Source organism: Avibacterium volantium, from assembly GCF_900635775.1.
GTDB classification, from domain to species: Bacteria; Pseudomonadota; Gammaproteobacteria; order Enterobacterales; family Pasteurellaceae; genus Avibacterium; species Avibacterium volantium.
On the sequence record NZ_LR134167.1, the window covers coordinates 1,067,975 to 1,083,975 of the forward strand.

At 42.6% G+C, this 16,001-nt stretch carries 12 protein-coding genes and 2 pseudogenes; 8 read left to right on the forward strand and 6 right to left on the reverse strand.

What is annotated here, in order from left to right:
• Positions 1-134: 134 nt before the first annotated feature.
• A complete protein-coding gene (fabB, locus tag ELZ61_RS05195) occupies positions 135-1,355 on the forward strand; it encodes a beta-ketoacyl-ACP synthase I (RefSeq protein ID WP_103852754.1) in 1,221 nt (406 codons plus the stop codon).
• Positions 1,356-1,446: 91 nt separating this feature from the next.
• A pseudogene (locus tag ELZ61_RS05200) lies at positions 1,447-2,773 on the forward strand (IS3 family transposase).
• 84 nt (positions 2,774-2,857) lie between these two features.
• Here the strand turns inward: ELZ61_RS05200 and priC are convergent.
• The 6 genes and pseudogenes from priC to ELZ61_RS05230 all read right to left on the reverse strand — a co-directional run bounded on the left by priC (position 2,858) and on the right by ELZ61_RS05230 (position 8,322).
• A complete protein-coding gene (gene priC / locus ELZ61_RS05205; RefSeq protein ID WP_126371948.1) occupies positions 2,858-3,439 on the reverse strand; it encodes a primosomal replication protein PriC in 582 nt (193 codons plus the stop codon).
• Between the two features lie 110 nt (positions 3,440-3,549).
• Positions 3,550-4,876, reverse strand: a pseudogene (locus ELZ61_RS05210) (IS3 family transposase).
• 99 nt (positions 4,877-4,975) lie between these two features.
• A complete protein-coding gene (locus ELZ61_RS05215) occupies positions 4,976-6,334 on the reverse strand; it encodes a Na+/H+ antiporter family protein (RefSeq protein ID WP_126371951.1) in 1,359 nt (452 codons plus the stop codon).
• 52 nt (positions 6,335-6,386) lie between these two features.
• Complete coding sequence (rnt, locus tag ELZ61_RS05220) at positions 6,387-7,034, reverse strand: ribonuclease T (RefSeq protein WP_103855821.1); 648 nt, start codon at positions 7,032-7,034, stop codon at positions 6,387-6,389.
• Between the two features lie 93 nt (positions 7,035-7,127).
• Positions 7,128-7,535 carry a lactoylglutathione lyase gene (gene gloA, locus ELZ61_RS05225; RefSeq protein ID WP_103852751.1) on the reverse strand — a complete coding sequence of 136 codons (408 nt, stop codon included), beginning with the start codon at positions 7,533-7,535 and terminating at the stop codon, positions 7,128-7,130.
• Positions 7,536-7,620: 85 nt separating this feature from the next.
• On the reverse strand, positions 7,621-8,322 hold the full coding sequence (locus tag ELZ61_RS05230) for a YggS family pyridoxal phosphate-dependent enzyme (protein WP_126371953.1): 702 nt from the start codon (positions 8,320-8,322) through the stop codon (positions 7,621-7,623).
• A gap of 297 nt (positions 8,323-8,619) precedes the next feature.
• Here ELZ61_RS05230 and thrA point away from each other — a divergent pair, with 297 nt between their 5' ends.
• From thrA to ELZ61_RS05265, 6 genes are all read left to right on the forward strand, one after another.
• Positions 8,620-11,067: a bifunctional aspartate kinase/homoserine dehydrogenase I gene (thrA, locus tag ELZ61_RS05235; RefSeq protein WP_126371955.1), complete on the forward strand. Its 2,448-nt coding sequence runs from the start codon at positions 8,620-8,622 to the stop codon at positions 11,065-11,067.
• A 9-nt stretch (positions 11,068-11,076) separates the two neighbouring features.
• On the forward strand, positions 11,077-12,021 hold the full coding sequence (gene thrB / locus ELZ61_RS05240) for a homoserine kinase (RefSeq protein ID WP_126371957.1): 945 nt from the start codon (positions 11,077-11,079) through the stop codon (positions 12,019-12,021).
• Between the two features lie 357 nt (positions 12,022-12,378).
• Positions 12,379-13,653: a threonine synthase gene (thrC, locus tag ELZ61_RS05250; protein WP_126371961.1), complete on the forward strand. Its 1,275-nt coding sequence runs from the start codon at positions 12,379-12,381 to the stop codon at positions 13,651-13,653.
• A gap of 161 nt (positions 13,654-13,814) precedes the next feature.
• Positions 13,815-14,162 (forward strand): ArsC family reductase, encoded by a 348-nt coding sequence (locus ELZ61_RS05255; RefSeq protein ID WP_115249864.1) that lies wholly within the window; start codon positions 13,815-13,817, stop codon positions 14,160-14,162.
• Positions 14,163-14,175: 13 nt separating this feature from the next.
• Positions 14,176-15,318: a succinyl-diaminopimelate desuccinylase gene (gene dapE / locus ELZ61_RS05260; protein WP_126371963.1), complete on the forward strand. Its 1,143-nt coding sequence runs from the start codon at positions 14,176-14,178 to the stop codon at positions 15,316-15,318.
• Positions 15,315-16,001 carry a M15 family metallopeptidase gene (locus tag ELZ61_RS05265; protein WP_126371965.1) on the forward strand — a complete coding sequence of 229 codons (687 nt, stop codon included), beginning with the start codon at positions 15,315-15,317 and terminating at the stop codon, positions 15,999-16,001. The genes dapE and ELZ61_RS05265 overlap by 4 nt, the downstream gene beginning before the upstream one ends.

Below are 16,001 nucleotides of genomic sequence, written 5' to 3' on the forward strand. Positions count from 1 at the left end.
TATTCGAGTTTGCTATAATAGCGAAATTTTCGGGATTGGTCGAACCTTCAAAGAAATGCTTGCAATATTTTCATTTCGTAGTAAGTTAGCGACCGACTGTATTTTTTACTCTTTCAACTCAAAAGGAATAATCTATGAGAAGAGCGGTGATTACTGGTTTCGGTGTCATTTCCAGTATTGGTAACAATAAAGAAGAAGTATTAGCTTCATTAAAAGCGGGTAAATCAGGCATTGAATTAGTGCCAGAATTTGTGGAAATGGGTATGCGTAGCCATATCGCAGGTACGCTCAAAATTACACCTTCAGAATTGATTGATCGTAAAGTTTATCGCTTTATGGGCGATGCGGCGGCTTATGCTTATCTTTCAATGAAAGAAGCCATTGAAGACGCAGGCTTAACAGAAGAACAAGTGTCTAACGATCGCACCGGTTTGGTGATTGGTGCTGGTACAGGTTCTGCACACAATCAGCTTATCGCTTGTGATGCTGTGCGTGGCCCGCGTGGCGTGAAAGCCGTTGGCCCTTATGCGGTAACCAAAACGATGGCATCAAGTGTATCAGCTTGTTTAGCTACCCCTTACAAAATCCGTGGCGTGAATTATAGTATCAGCTCCGCTTGTGCCACTTCTGCACATTGTATCGGCCACGCTTTAGAATTAATTCAATTGGGCAAACAAGACATTGTTTTTGCCGGCGGTGCAGAAGAATTATCGTGGGAATGTGCCACCGAATTTGACGCAATGGGCGCGGTTTCCACCAAATATAACGACACCCCAGAAAAAGCTTCGCGCGCTTATGACGCAAACCGTGATGGTTTCGTAATTGCAGGCGGCGGTGCTGTGGTTGTGGTTGAAGAATTAGAACACGCCCTTGCGCGTGGTGCAAAAATCTATGCGGAAATCGTAGGCTATGGCGCTACTTCCGATGGTTATGATATGGTTGCACCGAGCGGTGAAGGTGCAGAACGTTGTATGAAACAAGCAATGGCAACAGTAGATACCCCTATCGATTACATCAACGTACACGGCACTTCAACGCCAGTGGGTGATGTGAAAGAATTAGGTGCGATCAAAAATGTTTTCGGTGATCAAAAACCAGCCATTTCATCAACTAAATCAATGACAGGCCATTCACTAGGTGCGGCTGGCGCACACGAAGCCATTTACACCTTACTAATGTTAGACAACGATTTCATCGCCCCAAGCATTAACATCGAAACCCTCGATCCACAAGCGGAAGGAATGAACATCGTAACAGAAACCAAAGAAAATGCGGGCTTAAATACCGTAATGTCAAACAGCTTTGGCTTCGGCGGCACAAACGCAACATTGGTGTTTAGACGTTATACAAAATAAACCAAGCCAAAATAATAAAAAACGCTTTCAGTGATGATCTGCACCCCAAAAGTTGGACTAAACAACCAACTGATTAAGGTGCAGATTTTTTATGACTAAATATACTCAACGTTTCAAACAACAAGTGCTCGACTTTTATCATCAAAATGGAAAAAACCGTTCGCTTACTCGCCAGTATTTTCAGCTTCCCCAAAGAACGTTAGCACGTTGGATTGCGAAATTTAATCATAATGGAATCAATGGATTAGCAGTGTTAGGTAAAAAACGATATTATTCTGTTGAGTTTAAATTAAAGGTTATTCAAGCTATCAAAAAAGGCCAGTGCTCCGCTGAAGCCGCCTGCTTTCGCTTTGATATCCCCAGTTCAGGGATAATTAGTCAATGGTTGCAACGCTTTGAAAAACAAGGTATAGATGGGTTATTACTCAAACCTAAAGGTCGTCCAAGTATGAAACTCAACTCACCTAAAATGCCACCAACGCCCAAAACAGAAGAAGAACGCTTGCGTTACCGAATTTTGGAATTAGAAGCGGAGAATGCAATGCTAAAAAAGTTGCAGGAACTCAACCAACAAAAAATGCAGAAAAAGCCGTCATCGTAAATGCCTTACGCTCGCATTTCCCGTTGGAATTGTTACTCAGGCTAATCGGATTGGCACGCAGTTCGTTCTTTTATCATCTCAAGCCAAAGTCGGATAAAAATGTAGCGATTTCACAGAAAATAGAGGAAATTTATCGCAAAAATGACGAAAATTATGGTTATCGTCGAATTACCTTGGAATTAAGGAAATACTTGATTATCAACCACAAAAGGGTGCAAGCGATAATGCAACGTTTGGGGTTAAAAGGAAAAAGTAAGCAGAGAAAATATCGTTCTTACCAAGGCAAAGTGGGACAAATTGCCGATAATCTGTTGCAACGGGATTTTACGGCAACGATGCCGAATGAGAAGTGGGTAACGGATATCACCGAGTTCAAATGTGCGGAAGGCAAAGTGTATTTATCACCGATTAAAGACTTGTTTAATAACGAAATTATTGCTTATGATGTGGCGAGAAGTCCGAATTTTGAGCAGATAACCAGAATGTTGACCCAGGCGGTGAACCGATTAGCGGGGGAAAACCGATACTGCATTCCGACCAAGGATGGCAGTATCAAATGATGGGTTATCGGGAGATATTGAAAAAACACGGTATGACGCAAAGTATGTCGAGAAAAGGTAATTGCCTTGATAATGGTGCGATGGAAAGCTTTTTCGGGCGATTGAAGACGGAATGTTACTTTGGCAAGCGGTTTGAAACCTTTGAACAGCTTGAAAAAGTGATTCACGAGTACATTCATTACTACAACAATGAGCGTATTCAAGTGAAGCTCAAAGGACTAAGCCCTGTGGAATACAGAACTCAGTCCTTGAATTAAAATTAAATTAGAATATAGTCTAACTTTTTGGGGGCAGATCATGAGAAAGCGTTTTTTTATATTCAATCATTGTTAGCATTTGAGCTATTTGTCATTCTTTTGCGACTGTTCTAAAGCTAAATATCCTTCCAATAATTCAATGGCTTCCAAACAGCGTGCGCGGCGTTGTTGGGTGTGTGCGATGAGCTGTTGTAGCCGTTGTTTTTCCAATTCTTCTTGGGCTTGAAAATACTGATCTTGTTGTTGCTCAATTTTTGCATTTAAGGCTTGTAGGGCTTCGTAATATTTCTCTAAGCGCTCCCTTGGCGGCAGGCGATGAATGGCGTGTTGCTGCTTATCCTTTGCGGTGAGTGGCACTTTTTGGGGATTATGCTGCGTTGTTTTTCTTGATTTCTGTTGTTTTATCGCATCTAGCAGGGCTTGCAATTGGGCAAGCAGTTTTTCGCTATAAAATTGACATTGAGCCTGTTCGTTTTCTTGCAAACGTGCTATTTGAGCAAGGGTGCTGTCTAATTCGGTGCGATAAAATTTGAATAGCTGGAAATCTTCACTAAATAAAGTGCGGTCAAATTTTGCATAAATTTTTTCTGTATCAGACATTGGATATTGCTGATAACATTGCGAAATTTTTTGGCGTAACGCTTGAATGAGTTGAGTTTTGTTCATTTTTCCGTTCAATATTGATTGAGTGAGATTGGGTAGCGCGGAAATTATCGCATAAAAAAGGACATCTTGTGATCTGCCCCCAAAAAGTTAGACTATATTCTAATTTAATTTTAATTCAAGGACTGAGTTCTGTATTCCACAGGGCTTAGTCCTTTGAGCTTCACTTGAATACGCTCATTGTTGTAGTAATGAATGTACTCGTGAATCACTTTTTCAAGCTGTTCAAAGGTTTCAAACCGCTTGCCAAAGTAACATTCCGTCTTCAATCGCCCGAAAAAGCTTTCCATCGCACCATTATCAAGGCAATTACCTTTTCTCGACATACTTTGCGTCATACCGTGTTTTTTCAATATCTCCCGATAACCCATCATTTGATACTGCCATCCTTGGTCGGAATGCAGTATCGGTTTTCCCCCGCTAATCGGTTCACCGCCTGGGTCAACATTCTGGTTATCTGCTCAAAATTCGGACTTCTCGCCACATCATAAGCAATAATTTCGTTATTAAACAAGTCTTTAATCGGTGATAAATACACTTTGCCTTCCGCACATTTGAACTCGGTGATATCCGTTACCCACTTCTCATTCGGCATCGTTGCCGTAAAATCCCGTTGCAACAGATTATCGGCAATTTGTCCCACTTTGCCTTGGTAAGAACGATATTTTCTCTGCTTACTTTTTCCTTTTAACCCCAAACGTTGCATTATCGCTTGCACCCTTTTGTGGTTGATAATCAAGTATTTCCTTAATTCCAAGGTAATTCGACGATAACCATAATTTTCGTCATTTTTGCGATAAATTTCCTCTATTTTCTGTGAAATCGCTACATTTTTATCCGACTTTGGCTTGAGATGATAAAAGAACGAACTGCGTGCCAATCCGATTAGCCTGAGTAACAATTCCAACGGGAAATGCGAGCGTAAGGCATTTACGATGACGGCTTTTTCTGCATTTTTTGTTGGTTGAGTTCCTGCAACTTTTTTAGCATTGCATTCTCCGCTTCTAATTCCAAAATTCGGTAACGCAAGCGTTCTTCTTCTGTTTTGGGCGTTGGTGGCATTTTAGGTGAGTTGAGTTTCATACTTGGACGACCTTTAGGTTTGAGTAATAACCCATCTATACCTTGTTTTTCAAAGCGTTGCAACCATTGACTAATTATCCCTGAACTGGGGATATCAAAGCGAAAGCAGGCGGCTTCAGCGGAGCACTGGCCTTTTTTGATAGCTTGAATAACCTTTAATTTAAACTCAACAGAATAATATCGTTTTTTACCTAACACTGCTAATCCATTGATTCCATTATGATTAAATTTCGCAATCCAACGTGCTAACGTTCTTTGGGGAAGCTGAAAATACTGGCGAGTAAGCGAACGGTTTTTTCCATTTTGATGATAAAAGTCGAGCACTTGTTGTTTGAAACGTTGAGTATATTTAGTCATAAAAAATCTGCACCTTAATCAGTTGGTTGTTTAGTCCAACTTTTGGGGTGCAGATCACTTGTGATGCCCTTTTTCTGTCTATCTTCTATCTAACATTGCTTATAAATACATTGCAGCCAACCAGCCGAAAATAATTAATGGAATGTTGTAGTGAATAAAGGTGGGTACGACAGAATCCCAAATGTGATCGTGTTTGCCGTCCATATTCAAGCCTGATGTTGGGCCGAGCGTGGAGTCGGAAGCAGGGGAGCCTGCATCACCGAGTGCGGCGGCCACGCCTACGATAGAAACCGTGGCTAATGGGCTAAATCCAAGGGTTAAACATAGTGGCACATAAATTGAGGTGATGATTGGTACCGTAGAGAAAGACGAACCGATCCCCATTGTGATAAACAAGCCCACAATTAACATTAATAATGCGGCCAAGCCTTTGTTGTCAGCGCCTAAGCCTTGGCTGAATGTGTCCACTAATTGGGTAACGCCGCCCGTGGCATTGATTACCGCAGCGAAGCCTGAAGCGGCGATCATTACAAAGCCGATCATCGCCATTAAGCGTAAGCCTTGTTGGAAAATGTCGTTACTTTCTTTCAATTTGAAAATGCCACAGACTGCGAAAATGATTAAGCCCGCTAAGCCGCCGATAATGGTGGAATCAGTGAAAAGTTGTAAACCGAAAGTAACCACAATCGCAACAATGCTAGCGATAACGTGGAACGGTTTGATGTTCGCAATATGCTGTTCAATTTCTTGCGTGCTAAGGTTGTTGTCTGAAACCGCATATTTTCTTGGTTTGCGATAGGTGATGAACACGGCAGTGAGTAAGCCTAAAATCATTCCAATCACAGGCAAGGCCATCGCGAGCGATACTTCGCCTACGCTGGTGTGTAAACCCAGTGGTTCGCCCACTTGGTTGATGTTTTTCACTAAAATGCTTTCGATAAAGATTTTCCCAAAGCCAACAGGCAAGAGCATATAGGTGGCAGTTAAACCAAAGGTTAGCACACAAGCCACCGCACGGCGGTCAATTTTCAATTTATTGAAAATGGCGAGCAGTGGTGGGATCACAATAGGAATAAAGGCGATATGCACAGGCAATAAGTTTTGTGATGAAATGGAGAAAATCACCAACACCGCCAAGATGAAATATTTAAACGTTGCCATTGAAAGACCGTTTGGCGAATGGCCGAGTTTTTGGATCACTTTGAAAGCAAGCAAATCGGTAATGCCTGATTTAGAAATCGCCACAGCAAATGCACCTAAAATCGCGTAGTTCATCGCCACTTCAGCGCCGCCGCCTAAGCCACCCGTAAAGGTTTGAATGGTTTCGCTCATTGTTAAATTGCTGCATAAGCCTGCGGTTAGCGCGGAAATGATCAAAGCAATCACCACGTTAATGCGCAATAAACTTAACGCAAGCAATACAATGATAGAAATCACAACAGGATTGGAAAGTAACATTGCATTGTCCTTATTTAAGAGAAAAAGAAAATTTATAAAAAAATTACCGCACTTATTCTGTTATTTGATGGGGAAAACCACCTAATTGTTTGAGATGATTTACCATATAACAGAATAATTCTGCGGTGCGTTCTGTATCATATAAAGCGGAATGCGCTTGTTTATGATCAAAAGGAATGTTCGCCGCTTGGCAGGCTTTCACCAGTACCGTTTGACCGAACATAAATCCGCTTAATGTGGCGGTGTCAAACATTCCAAAAGGGTGGAATGGATTGCGTTTGGCTTGCACGCGCTCAGCCGCCGCCATTAAGAAACTTTGGTCGAAAGTGGCATTATGCGCCACGATAATGGAACGTTGGCATTCCGCTTGTTTTTGCGCCTGACGCACCATTTTGAATAATTCGCTAATGGCGATATTTTCTGAAATCGCACCGCGCAAGGGGTTATCAATATCAATGCCGTTAAATTTGAGAGAATCAGGATTGATATTCGCCCCTTCAAAAGGTTGAATATGAAAATGGCACTTTTGATCGGGCAATAAGAACCCATTTTCGTCCATTTTTACCGTAATAGCAGCGATTTCGAGTAACGCATCAGTTTTTGCGTTAAAGCCTGCGGTTTCTACATCAATAATCACGGGCAAGTAGCCACGAAAGCGGTTTTTCAGCAAATTATAATTAATTGGTTCGCTTGTTGTCATAACATTATGGACTATCAGATCAAAGGTGAGATAAAAAGTGCGGTGTAAAATTTGCGAAAATTTCCACCGCACTTTTTAACCGTTTATTTTAACTTAGTTGCCTAATCCGGCTTGTGCATTTTTGTTTTCGATAAATTCGATTTTGTAGCCATCAGGATCTTCCACAAAGGCAATGACTGTTTTGCCGCCTTTTACTGGGCCCGGTTCGCGGGTAACTTTTCCACCCGCTTGGCGAACCGCTTCACAAGTGGCATAAATATCATCCACCCCAATAGCGATATGCCCGTAAGCATTGCCTAGATCGTATTCGTGTACGCCCCAGTTGTAGGTTAGTTCAAGCACCGAAGCTTTGTCTTCATCATCATAACCTAAAAAAGCAAGGGTATATTTATATTCTGGATTTTCGCTGGTACGCAATAAACGCATTCCTAACACATCTTGATAAAATTTAATCGAGCGATCTAAATCGCCCACGCGTAACATTGTATGTAAAATTCGCATAATCATCTCCAATCAGCAAAAAATTGTAGGCATTATGCCATAATTAGGGGGAAAAAGCATTACAGAGTTTTGTCGTAAATTTCACTTATTTGCTATAGTCCCTTGCGCCGAAAATCGCCGTGCCAATGCGAACCATTGTTGAACCACATTCAATGGCGGCAGTTAAATCGTTCGACATTCCCATTGAAAGGGTGTCAATTTGGCATTCAGGTAGCGCGCGTTGAAGCTGCTCGAAAAGCTGCTGCATTTGCATAAAGGCTTGTTTTTGCTGATGAATATCATCTGTTGGCGCGGGAATTGCCATTAACCCACGCAAACATAAGTGCGGTAGATTTTTGATGTGTTTTGCCAAATCCAGCATTTCCGCAGGTTGAATACCTGATTTACTGCTTTCATCGCTAATATTAATTTGAATCAGCACATTCAACGGTTTTTTGTAATGGGGACGCTGATCATTAAGACGATCGGCAATCTTGGCACGATCGAGGGTTTGCATCCAATCAAAATGCTCCGCCACTAAACGGCTTTTGTTCGACTGCAGCGGCCCGATAAAATGCCATTCCAAATCTACGTTTTGCCCTTCAAAATGCTGAATTTTCTCCACGCCTTCTTGCACATAGTTTTCGCCAAATTGCCGTTGCCCTGCTTGGTAGGCGTGCAAAATAGCCTCAACGGACTTGGTTTTGCTCACCGCCAGCAGGCTAACCTCTGAAATAGTGCGATTGGCCTGTTGGCAGGCTTGTTGAATTTGTTGCTGAACCTGTTGCAGATTTTGTTGAATATCCATTGAATGATGACCTATTTTTATTAATTTGGAAAAAATACAGAAATTTATTCTATATTATTCATTTTCTGTTTGACAAGCCGTTAAAATTTCGGTATTTCTAACAGCACTCATTTTTGTAAGGAAATTGAAGCACAATGCAACGCACAATCGCAATGATTACCACCACCATTATTACCATTACGATGAATGGGGCGGGTTAGTGCGTTAAAAACAGGATCACAGAAAACCCGCATTATAAAGTGCGGGTTTTTTTATAAGGATTTTTTATATTCACAACATTATATTTAGGAGATTTCTATGCGTGTTTTAAAATTTGGTGGCACTTCGCTGGCAAATCCAGAACGTTTTTCACAAGCGGCACGGCTGATCGAAAAAGCCCATTTAGAAGAGCAAGCAGCGGGTGTGTTATCTGCCCCCGCTAAGATCACCAATTATCTTGTCGCCCTTTCTGAAAAAGCAAGCCAAAACCTACCAACTGATACCGATTTTAATCAAGCACTTGAAATTTTCTATACCATTATTAATGGCTTATATGCAGAAAATGAAAATTTTGATCTCGCAGGAACAAAAGCCCTGATTGACGCAGAATTTGCCCAAATTGCAGAATTATTAGCAGAAATTCGTGCTAAAGGCGTGTTAGATGACGCGGTGAAAGCGACCATTGATTGTCGCGGGGAAAAATTGTCTATCGCAATGATGAAAGCCTGGTTTGAAGCCCGTGGCTACCAAGTTACCCTGATTAATCCTGTGGAAAAATTATTGGCTCAGGGTGGGTATTTAGAATCTTCGGTGGATATTGAAGAATCCACCAAACGCATTGATGCAGCAAGCATTCCGCCGAAAAATGTAGTGTTAATGGCAGGCTTTACTGCGGGCAATGAGAAAGGGGAACTTGTTTTACTCGGGCGTAATGGTTCAGATTATTCCGCCGCGTGCCTTGCTGCCTGTTTAAATGCCTCCGTGTGTGAAATTTGGACCGATGTGGACGGTGTGTTCACCTGTGACCCACGCCTTGTGCCTGATGCACGCTTATTGCCAAGCCTGTCTTATCGTGAAGCGATGGAGCTGTCTTATTTCGGGGCGAAAGTGATTCACCCTCGCACCATTGGACCATTGGTGCAAGCGAATATTCCTTGTTTAATTAAAAATACGGGCAATCCTGAGGCGAAAGGTACGATTATTGATAGCCATTCCCAATCAGAACAGCTCCAAGTAAAAGGCATTACCAATTTAGATAATTTGGCGATGTTTAACGTTTCGGGGCCGGGAATGCAAGGTATGGTGGGAATGGCGGCGCGTGTGTTTTCAACAATGTCGAAAGCGGGCGTTTCCGTGATTTTGATTACCCAATCCTCTTCAGAATATAGCATTAGCTTCTGTGTGCCTGTGAAAGCGGCAGAAGTGGCAAAAAATGCATTAGAAGCTGAATTTGCTCAGGAGTTGAAAAATCAAGATTTAGAAGCTATTGAAGTTATCAAAGATCTTTCTATTATTTCTGTAGTGGGTGAGGGAATGCGTCAAGCGAAAGGGATTGCCGCCCATTTCTTCTCCGCATTAGCACAGGCGAATATCAGCATTGTGGCGATTGCACAAGGTTCTTCCGAACGTTCTATTTCTGCTGTAGTGCCACAAAATAAAGCCATTGAAGCGGTGAAAGCAACGCACCAAGCCCTTTTTAATAACAAAAAAGTGGTGGATATTTTTCTCGTTGGAGTCGGTGGTGTTGGTGGTGAGTTGATCGAGCAAGTGAAAAATCAGCGGGATTACCTCGCAAAGAAGGACATTGAAATTCGAGTTTGTGCGATAGCAAATTCGAATAAAATGCTGTTAGATGAGAACGGGTTAAATCTCGATCACTGGCAGGAGGATTTAGAAAACGCCACTCAACCATCGGATTTTGATGTGCTACTTTCTTTCATTAAATTGCACCACGTTGTTAATCCTGTGTTTGTGGATTGCACCTCGGCGGAAAGTGTTGCAGGCTTGTATGCCCGTGCGTTAAGTGAGGGCTTCCACGTGGTTACGCCAAATAAAAAAGCCAACACGCGTGAACTCGCTTACTATAATTTATTGCGTGAAAATGCCCGTCAAAGCCAACACAAATTCTTATATGAAACCAATGTGGGGGCGGGATTGCCAGTAATTGAGAACTTGCAAAATTTGCTTGCCGCAGGGGACGAGTTAATCCGCTTCAGCGGGATCTTATCAGGCTCACTTTCCTTTATTTTTGGCAAATTGGAAGAAGGTTTATCGCTTTCAGAAGTTACCACGCTGGCACGGGAAAAAGGCTTTACTGAACCTGATCCTCGTGATGATCTGTCTGGGCAAGATGTGGCACGCAAGTTGTTAATTTTAGCCCGTGAGGTGGGATTACAACTCGAATTAAGTGATGTGGAAGTGGAGGGCGTGCTGCCAAAAGGTTTCGCAGAGGGCAAATCAGTCAGCGAGTTTATGGCGATGTTGCCACAGCTTGATGCAGAATTTAAAGCTCGCGTGGAAAAAGCGAAAGCAGAGGGCAAAGTACTGCGTTATGTTGGACAAATTGAAAACGGCAAATGCAAAGTGTCGATTGTAGAAGTCGGGCAAGATAATCCACTGTATAAAGTGAAAAACGGTGAAAATGCCTTAGCATTCTACACTCGCTACTATCAGCCAATTCCATTATTATTGCGTGGTTATGGAGCAGGAAATGCGGTAACTGCGGCAGGGATCTTCGCCGATATTTTAAGAACATTACATAATTAAGGAGCATTTATGTTACGAATTTACGCCCCTGCATCTAGTGCGAATATCAGCGTGGGCTTTGATACATTGGGGGCGGCGGTGTCCCCAATTGATGGCTCATTATTGGGCGATGTGGTGCAAGTGGAGGCAATCAGCCAAGGCTTTGAGCTAGAAAGTGCGGGTTATTTTGTGCGTAAATTACCCAAAGAACCACAAAAAAATATCGTCTATCAAGCCTACGTTCTGTTCAGTGAACGGTTAAAATTGCGTGGCGTTAAGGTGAAGCCTCTCCGCCTCACGCTCGAAAAAAATATGCCGATTGGCTCAGGGCTTGGCTCAAGTGCTTGCTCTATTGTGGCAGCATTAGTTGCATTAAACAAATTCCACGATGAACCGTTTTCCAAAATGGAATTATTAGAAATGATGGGCGAATTGGAGGGGCGGATTTCTGGTTCAATCCATTATGACAACGTCGCCCCTTGTTATTTAGGTGGCGTGCAATTAATGGTACAATCGCTCGGCAATATTTGTCAGCAGTTGCCATTTTTTGATAACTGGTATTGGGTGTTGGCATACCCAGGTATTGAGGTTTCTACCTCAGAAGCACGAGCGATTTTGCCGAAGAGCTACACGCGTCAAGATGTAATTACACACGGCCGTCATTTAGGTAGTTTTGTTCACGCGTGCCACACGCAACAAGAAGCTTTGGCCGCCTATATGATGAAAGACGTGATTGCAGAACCTTATCGTGAAGCATTATTGCCAAACTTCGCTGAAGTTAAACAAGCAGTACGCGATCTTGGCGCACTGGCTTCTGGCATTTCAGGCTCAGGCCCAACAATGTTCGCCATCGCACCAGATTTAAACACCTCCAGCAAAGTGGCCACTTATTTGGAAAATCATTATCTACAAAACAACGAAGGCTTCGTCCACGTTTGTAAAGTAGATAACCAAGGCGCAAGAGAATTGGGCTAAAAATTGCCCAAATGGAAGTAAAACTATAAAAGCAATATTATCTGCAAAACAAGGTAACTTTTACCGCTTTTGTAAAGCAGATAATAAAGTGAAAGGGAGTAAAAATCCCCGTCCAAACCGCCCGAATGGAGATAAAATTTTTAGAAAAGTAACGCCGAGCGAGAGCGAAGCGAACATCAGGCTTACTTTTTGTTAAGAAAATTTTATTGGAATGAGGAAAAAGCGGGTTGATCGGGTGCTTTTTTCTTTGCCTACTTTCTTTTGAGCAAGCAAAAGAAAGTAGGTCGCTCAACGAGCGAAACTCGTTATACATCTTAAAAATGAAAGAATTTTAACCAAAAATAGAATGGAACAGCTATGAATTTATACAACATCAAACACCCCGAAGAACAAGTCAATTTCGCCCAAGCAGTACGCCAAGGGTTAGGCAAAGATCAAGGGCTATTTTTCCCTGAAATTATCCCGCACTTAGACAACATTGATGCCTTGCTTGAGCTACCTTTGGTTGAGCGTAGCGAGAAAATCCTAGGGGCATTAATTGGTGATGAAATTCCAGCGGATAAACTGGCTCAACTGGTGAAAAATGCCTTTACCTTCCCTGCACCAGTAGAAAAAGTGGCAGATCATATTTACGCCTTAGAATTATTCCACGGCCCAACTCTTGCCTTTAAAGATTTTGGTGGACGCTTTATGGCACAAGCACTTGCTGCCGTTCGTGGCGATGGCAAAATCACCATTTTAACGGCAACATCAGGGGATACTGGTGCAGCAGTGGCGCACGCATTCTATGGCTTAGAAAATATTGATGTGGTGATTTTATATCCAAAAGGCAAAATCAGCCCATTACAAGAAAAATTATTCTGTACCCTAGGTGGGAATATCCGTACTGTTGCCATTAACGGCGATTTTGATGATTGCCAAGCCTTGGTTAAACAGGCGTTTGATGATGCGGAACTTCGCCAAGCGATTGGCTTAAATTCAGCTAACTCTATTAATATCAGCCGTTTATTAGCACAGGTTTGTTATTATTTTGAAGCGGTAGCACAACTGCCAAAAGCTGAGCGTGAAAACATTGTTGTTTCTGTACCAAGCGGTAACTTTGGTAATCTCACCGCAGGGTTAATTGCCAAAACAATGGGCTTGCCGATTAAACGTTTTATCGCCGCAACCAATGCGAACGATACCGTGCCACGTTATTTAAGCACAGGCGAATGGGCGCCAAATGACACCGTTGCGACTTTATCAAATGCAATGGACGTAAGCCGCCCGAACAACTGGCCACGCGTGGAAGAATTATTTAAACGCAACGGCTGGGCATTATCAGAACTACATTCTGCAGCAATGAATGATGAACAGACAGAACAAACATTGCGTGCAATGAATGAACAGGGCTATTTATGCGAACCGCACGGCGCCATTGCTTACGGCGTATTAAAAGCAGATTTGCAACCTGGGGAAACAGGTTTATTCCTTTGCACCGCACACCCTGCAAAATTCAAAGAAAGCGTAGAACGCATTTTATCCACTGAATTACCATTGCCAGAGGCTTTGGATAAGCACAACAAATTGCCATTGCTTTCCGATGAAATGGATAATGATTTTGCAACGTTAAAAGCGTATTTGTTGAAGTAAGCGGATATGAAGTAGGGTGGGCTTAAGCCCACCAAAGGGCAAAATCTCATAAAACGGTGGGCTGAAGCCCACCCTACGGAGCGTTTATATCAGTATAATGAATATATAGGGGCGGGCCGGTGTGTCCGCCCGTTGGCTAATTAAAGAACATAGGACAAAAAATGATTACAGTTTATGGCATTAAAAATTGCGATACGGTGAAAAAAGCGTTGAAATGGTTGGCGGATAATGGCATTGAACATCGTTTGCACGATTATCGTGTAGATGGCTTGGATAAGGCTTGGTTGGAAAAAGCAGAAAACCAATTTGGGTGGGAAAATTTAGTCAATAAACGCAGTACGACTTGGCGTAATTTAACTGATGAAGTGAAAAAAAATCTGTCAAAAAGCACCGCACTTGAGGTGTTATTTGAGCAGCCAACGTTGATTAAACGCCCGATTATTTTACAAGATAACATTGCGCTAATCGGCTTTGATGCCACGGCATACGATCAAGCTTTTGGTAAGTAAAAAAGGTTAAGCAATGAAAGAAACAATCGTTACCTTAGCGAAACAGCTGATTCAACGTCCTTCGATTAGCCCTGATGATCAAGGTTGTCAAAAACTGATTGCTGATCGTTTAGAAAAACTCGGGTTTCAAATTGAGTGGTTGCCTTTTAATGATACGTTAAATTTATGGGCGAAACACGGATCAACAGGCCCCGTGGTGGCTTTTGCTGGGCATACCGATGTCGTGCCAGTGGGCGATGAGAGCCAATGGCAATATCCGCCATTTTCAGCCCAAATTGTCGATGATATGTTGTATGGACGTGGTGCGGCGGATATGAAAGGCTCGTTGGCAGCAATGGTTGTGGCGGCAGAAAATTATGTGAAAGCCAACCCAAATCATGCAGGGACGATTGCATTGTTGATTACTTCCGATGAAGAAGCTGCGGCAAAAGATGGCACAGTGCGGGTGGTGGAAACCTTAATGGCTCGCGGTGAAGCCATTGATTATTGCCTTGTGGGCGAGCCTTCGAGTGCGAATATCTTGGGCGATGTGGTGAAAAATGGCCGTCGTGGTTCCATTACAGGCAATCTGTATATTGAAGGCGTGCAAGGACACGTTGCCTATCCCCATTTGGCGGATAATCCCATGCATAAATCCGTTGATTTTCTAAAAGAATTAACCACTTACCAATGGGATCAGGGCAATGAATTTTTTCCACCGACCAGTTTGCAGATTGCTAATATTCAAGCAGGTACAGGCAGTAATAATGTAATTCCAGGGGAGCTTTATGTGCAGTTTAATTTGCGTTATTGCACCGAAGTAACAGACGAGCTAATCAAGCAAACCGTAGAACAAATGCTGAAAAAACATCAGCTTGATTATCGCATTGAATGGAATTTATCGGGCAAGCCATTTTTAACAAAACCGGGTAAACTGGTGAATGCTGTGGTGGATAGTTTAGAAAAAATTGCCAAAATTACCCCCGCACTTGAAACGGGCGGTGGTACGTCAGACGGACGCTTTATTGCCTTAATGGGGGCAGAAGTGGTGGAACTTGGGCCGTTAAATGCCACAATTCATAAAGTCAATGAATGCGTAAGTTGCCAAGATCTTGCTACGCTAGGTGAAGTGTATCAGCAAATGCTCGTGAATTTATTGGATAAGGATAGCGAATGAAAAGCCCATTTAACGCAGCGACACTCACGGGAAAATCCCGTGAGCATTTAGTGGCGTTGCCTTGCCCTTTTTCTCATCAGCATTTTCTTGAAGCCAATGCGTTAAAAGCGTTTCAAGGCTTGCAGCAAAGTGCGGTGAAAAATGGCTTTAATTTACAGCCTGCGAGTAGCTTTCGTGATTTCCAACGTCAGCAAATGATCTGGAATGATAAATTTGCTGGCAAGCGTAAAGTGCATAATGATGAAGGGCAAGCGCTTGATTTATCCTGTTGTTCTGATTGGGAAAAATGCCAAGCGATTTTACGCTGGTCAGCCTTACCGGGGGGCAGCCGTCATCATTGGGGAACGGAAGTGGATATTTTTGATCCTGATTTATTGCCCGCAGATCAAAAATTACAACTTGAGCCTTGGGAATATACACAAGGCGGTTATTTTGCTGAACTCAGCGTGTGGCTGCAAGAAAATGTGGCGAAATTTGATTTTGCCTTTCCTTTTTCACAAATGCCAGCGAGAGTAGAAATTGGTTATGAGCCTTGGCATATCAGCTATTTACCAATGGCAGAGCAGGCGCGCGTGCATTTCGACCCTGAGATTTTAGTGCAATCTTGGCAAGACCAAGAAGTGGCAGGCAAGGTAACATTAATCAAGCAGTTAGCTGAAATTTTCGAGCGATTTTTTATTTAG

What these genes read in the sequence shown, in the direction of transcription:
- thrB (WP_126371957.1), top strand. Translation starts at nt 11,077, where the DNA reads ATGTTACGAATTTACGCCCCTGCATCTAGTGCGAATATCAGCGTGGGC.
- dapE (WP_126371963.1), top strand. Translation starts at nt 14,176, where the DNA reads ATGAAAGAAACAATCGTTACCTTAGCGAAACAGCTGATTCAACGTCCT.
- thrC (WP_126371961.1), top strand. Translation starts at nt 12,379, where the DNA reads ATGAATTTATACAACATCAAACACCCCGAAGAACAAGTCAATTTCGCC.
- thrA (WP_126371955.1), top strand. Translation starts at nt 8,620, where the DNA reads ATGCGTGTTTTAAAATTTGGTGGCACTTCGCTGGCAAATCCAGAACGT.
- ELZ61_RS05265 (WP_126371965.1), top strand. Translation starts at nt 15,315, where the DNA reads ATGAAAAGCCCATTTAACGCAGCGACACTCACGGGAAAATCCCGTGAG.
- rnt (WP_103855821.1), bottom strand. Translation starts at nt 7,034, where the DNA reads ATGACAACAAGCGAACCAATTAATTATAATTTGCTGAAAAACCGCTTT.
- ELZ61_RS05215 (WP_126371951.1), bottom strand. Translation starts at nt 6,334, where the DNA reads ATGTTACTTTCCAATCCTGTTGTGATTTCTATCATTGTATTGCTTGCG.
- priC (WP_126371948.1), bottom strand. Translation starts at nt 3,439, where the DNA reads ATGAACAAAACTCAACTCATTCAAGCGTTACGCCAAAAAATTTCGCAA.
- gloA (WP_103852751.1), bottom strand. Translation starts at nt 7,535, where the DNA reads ATGCGAATTTTACATACAATGTTACGCGTGGGCGATTTAGATCGCTCG.
- ELZ61_RS05230 (WP_126371953.1), bottom strand. Translation starts at nt 8,322, where the DNA reads ATGGATATTCAACAAAATCTGCAACAGGTTCAGCAACAAATTCAACAA.
- fabB (WP_103852754.1), top strand. Translation starts at nt 135, where the DNA reads ATGAGAAGAGCGGTGATTACTGGTTTCGGTGTCATTTCCAGTATTGGT.
- ELZ61_RS05255 (WP_115249864.1), top strand. Translation starts at nt 13,815, where the DNA reads ATGATTACAGTTTATGGCATTAAAAATTGCGATACGGTGAAAAAAGCG.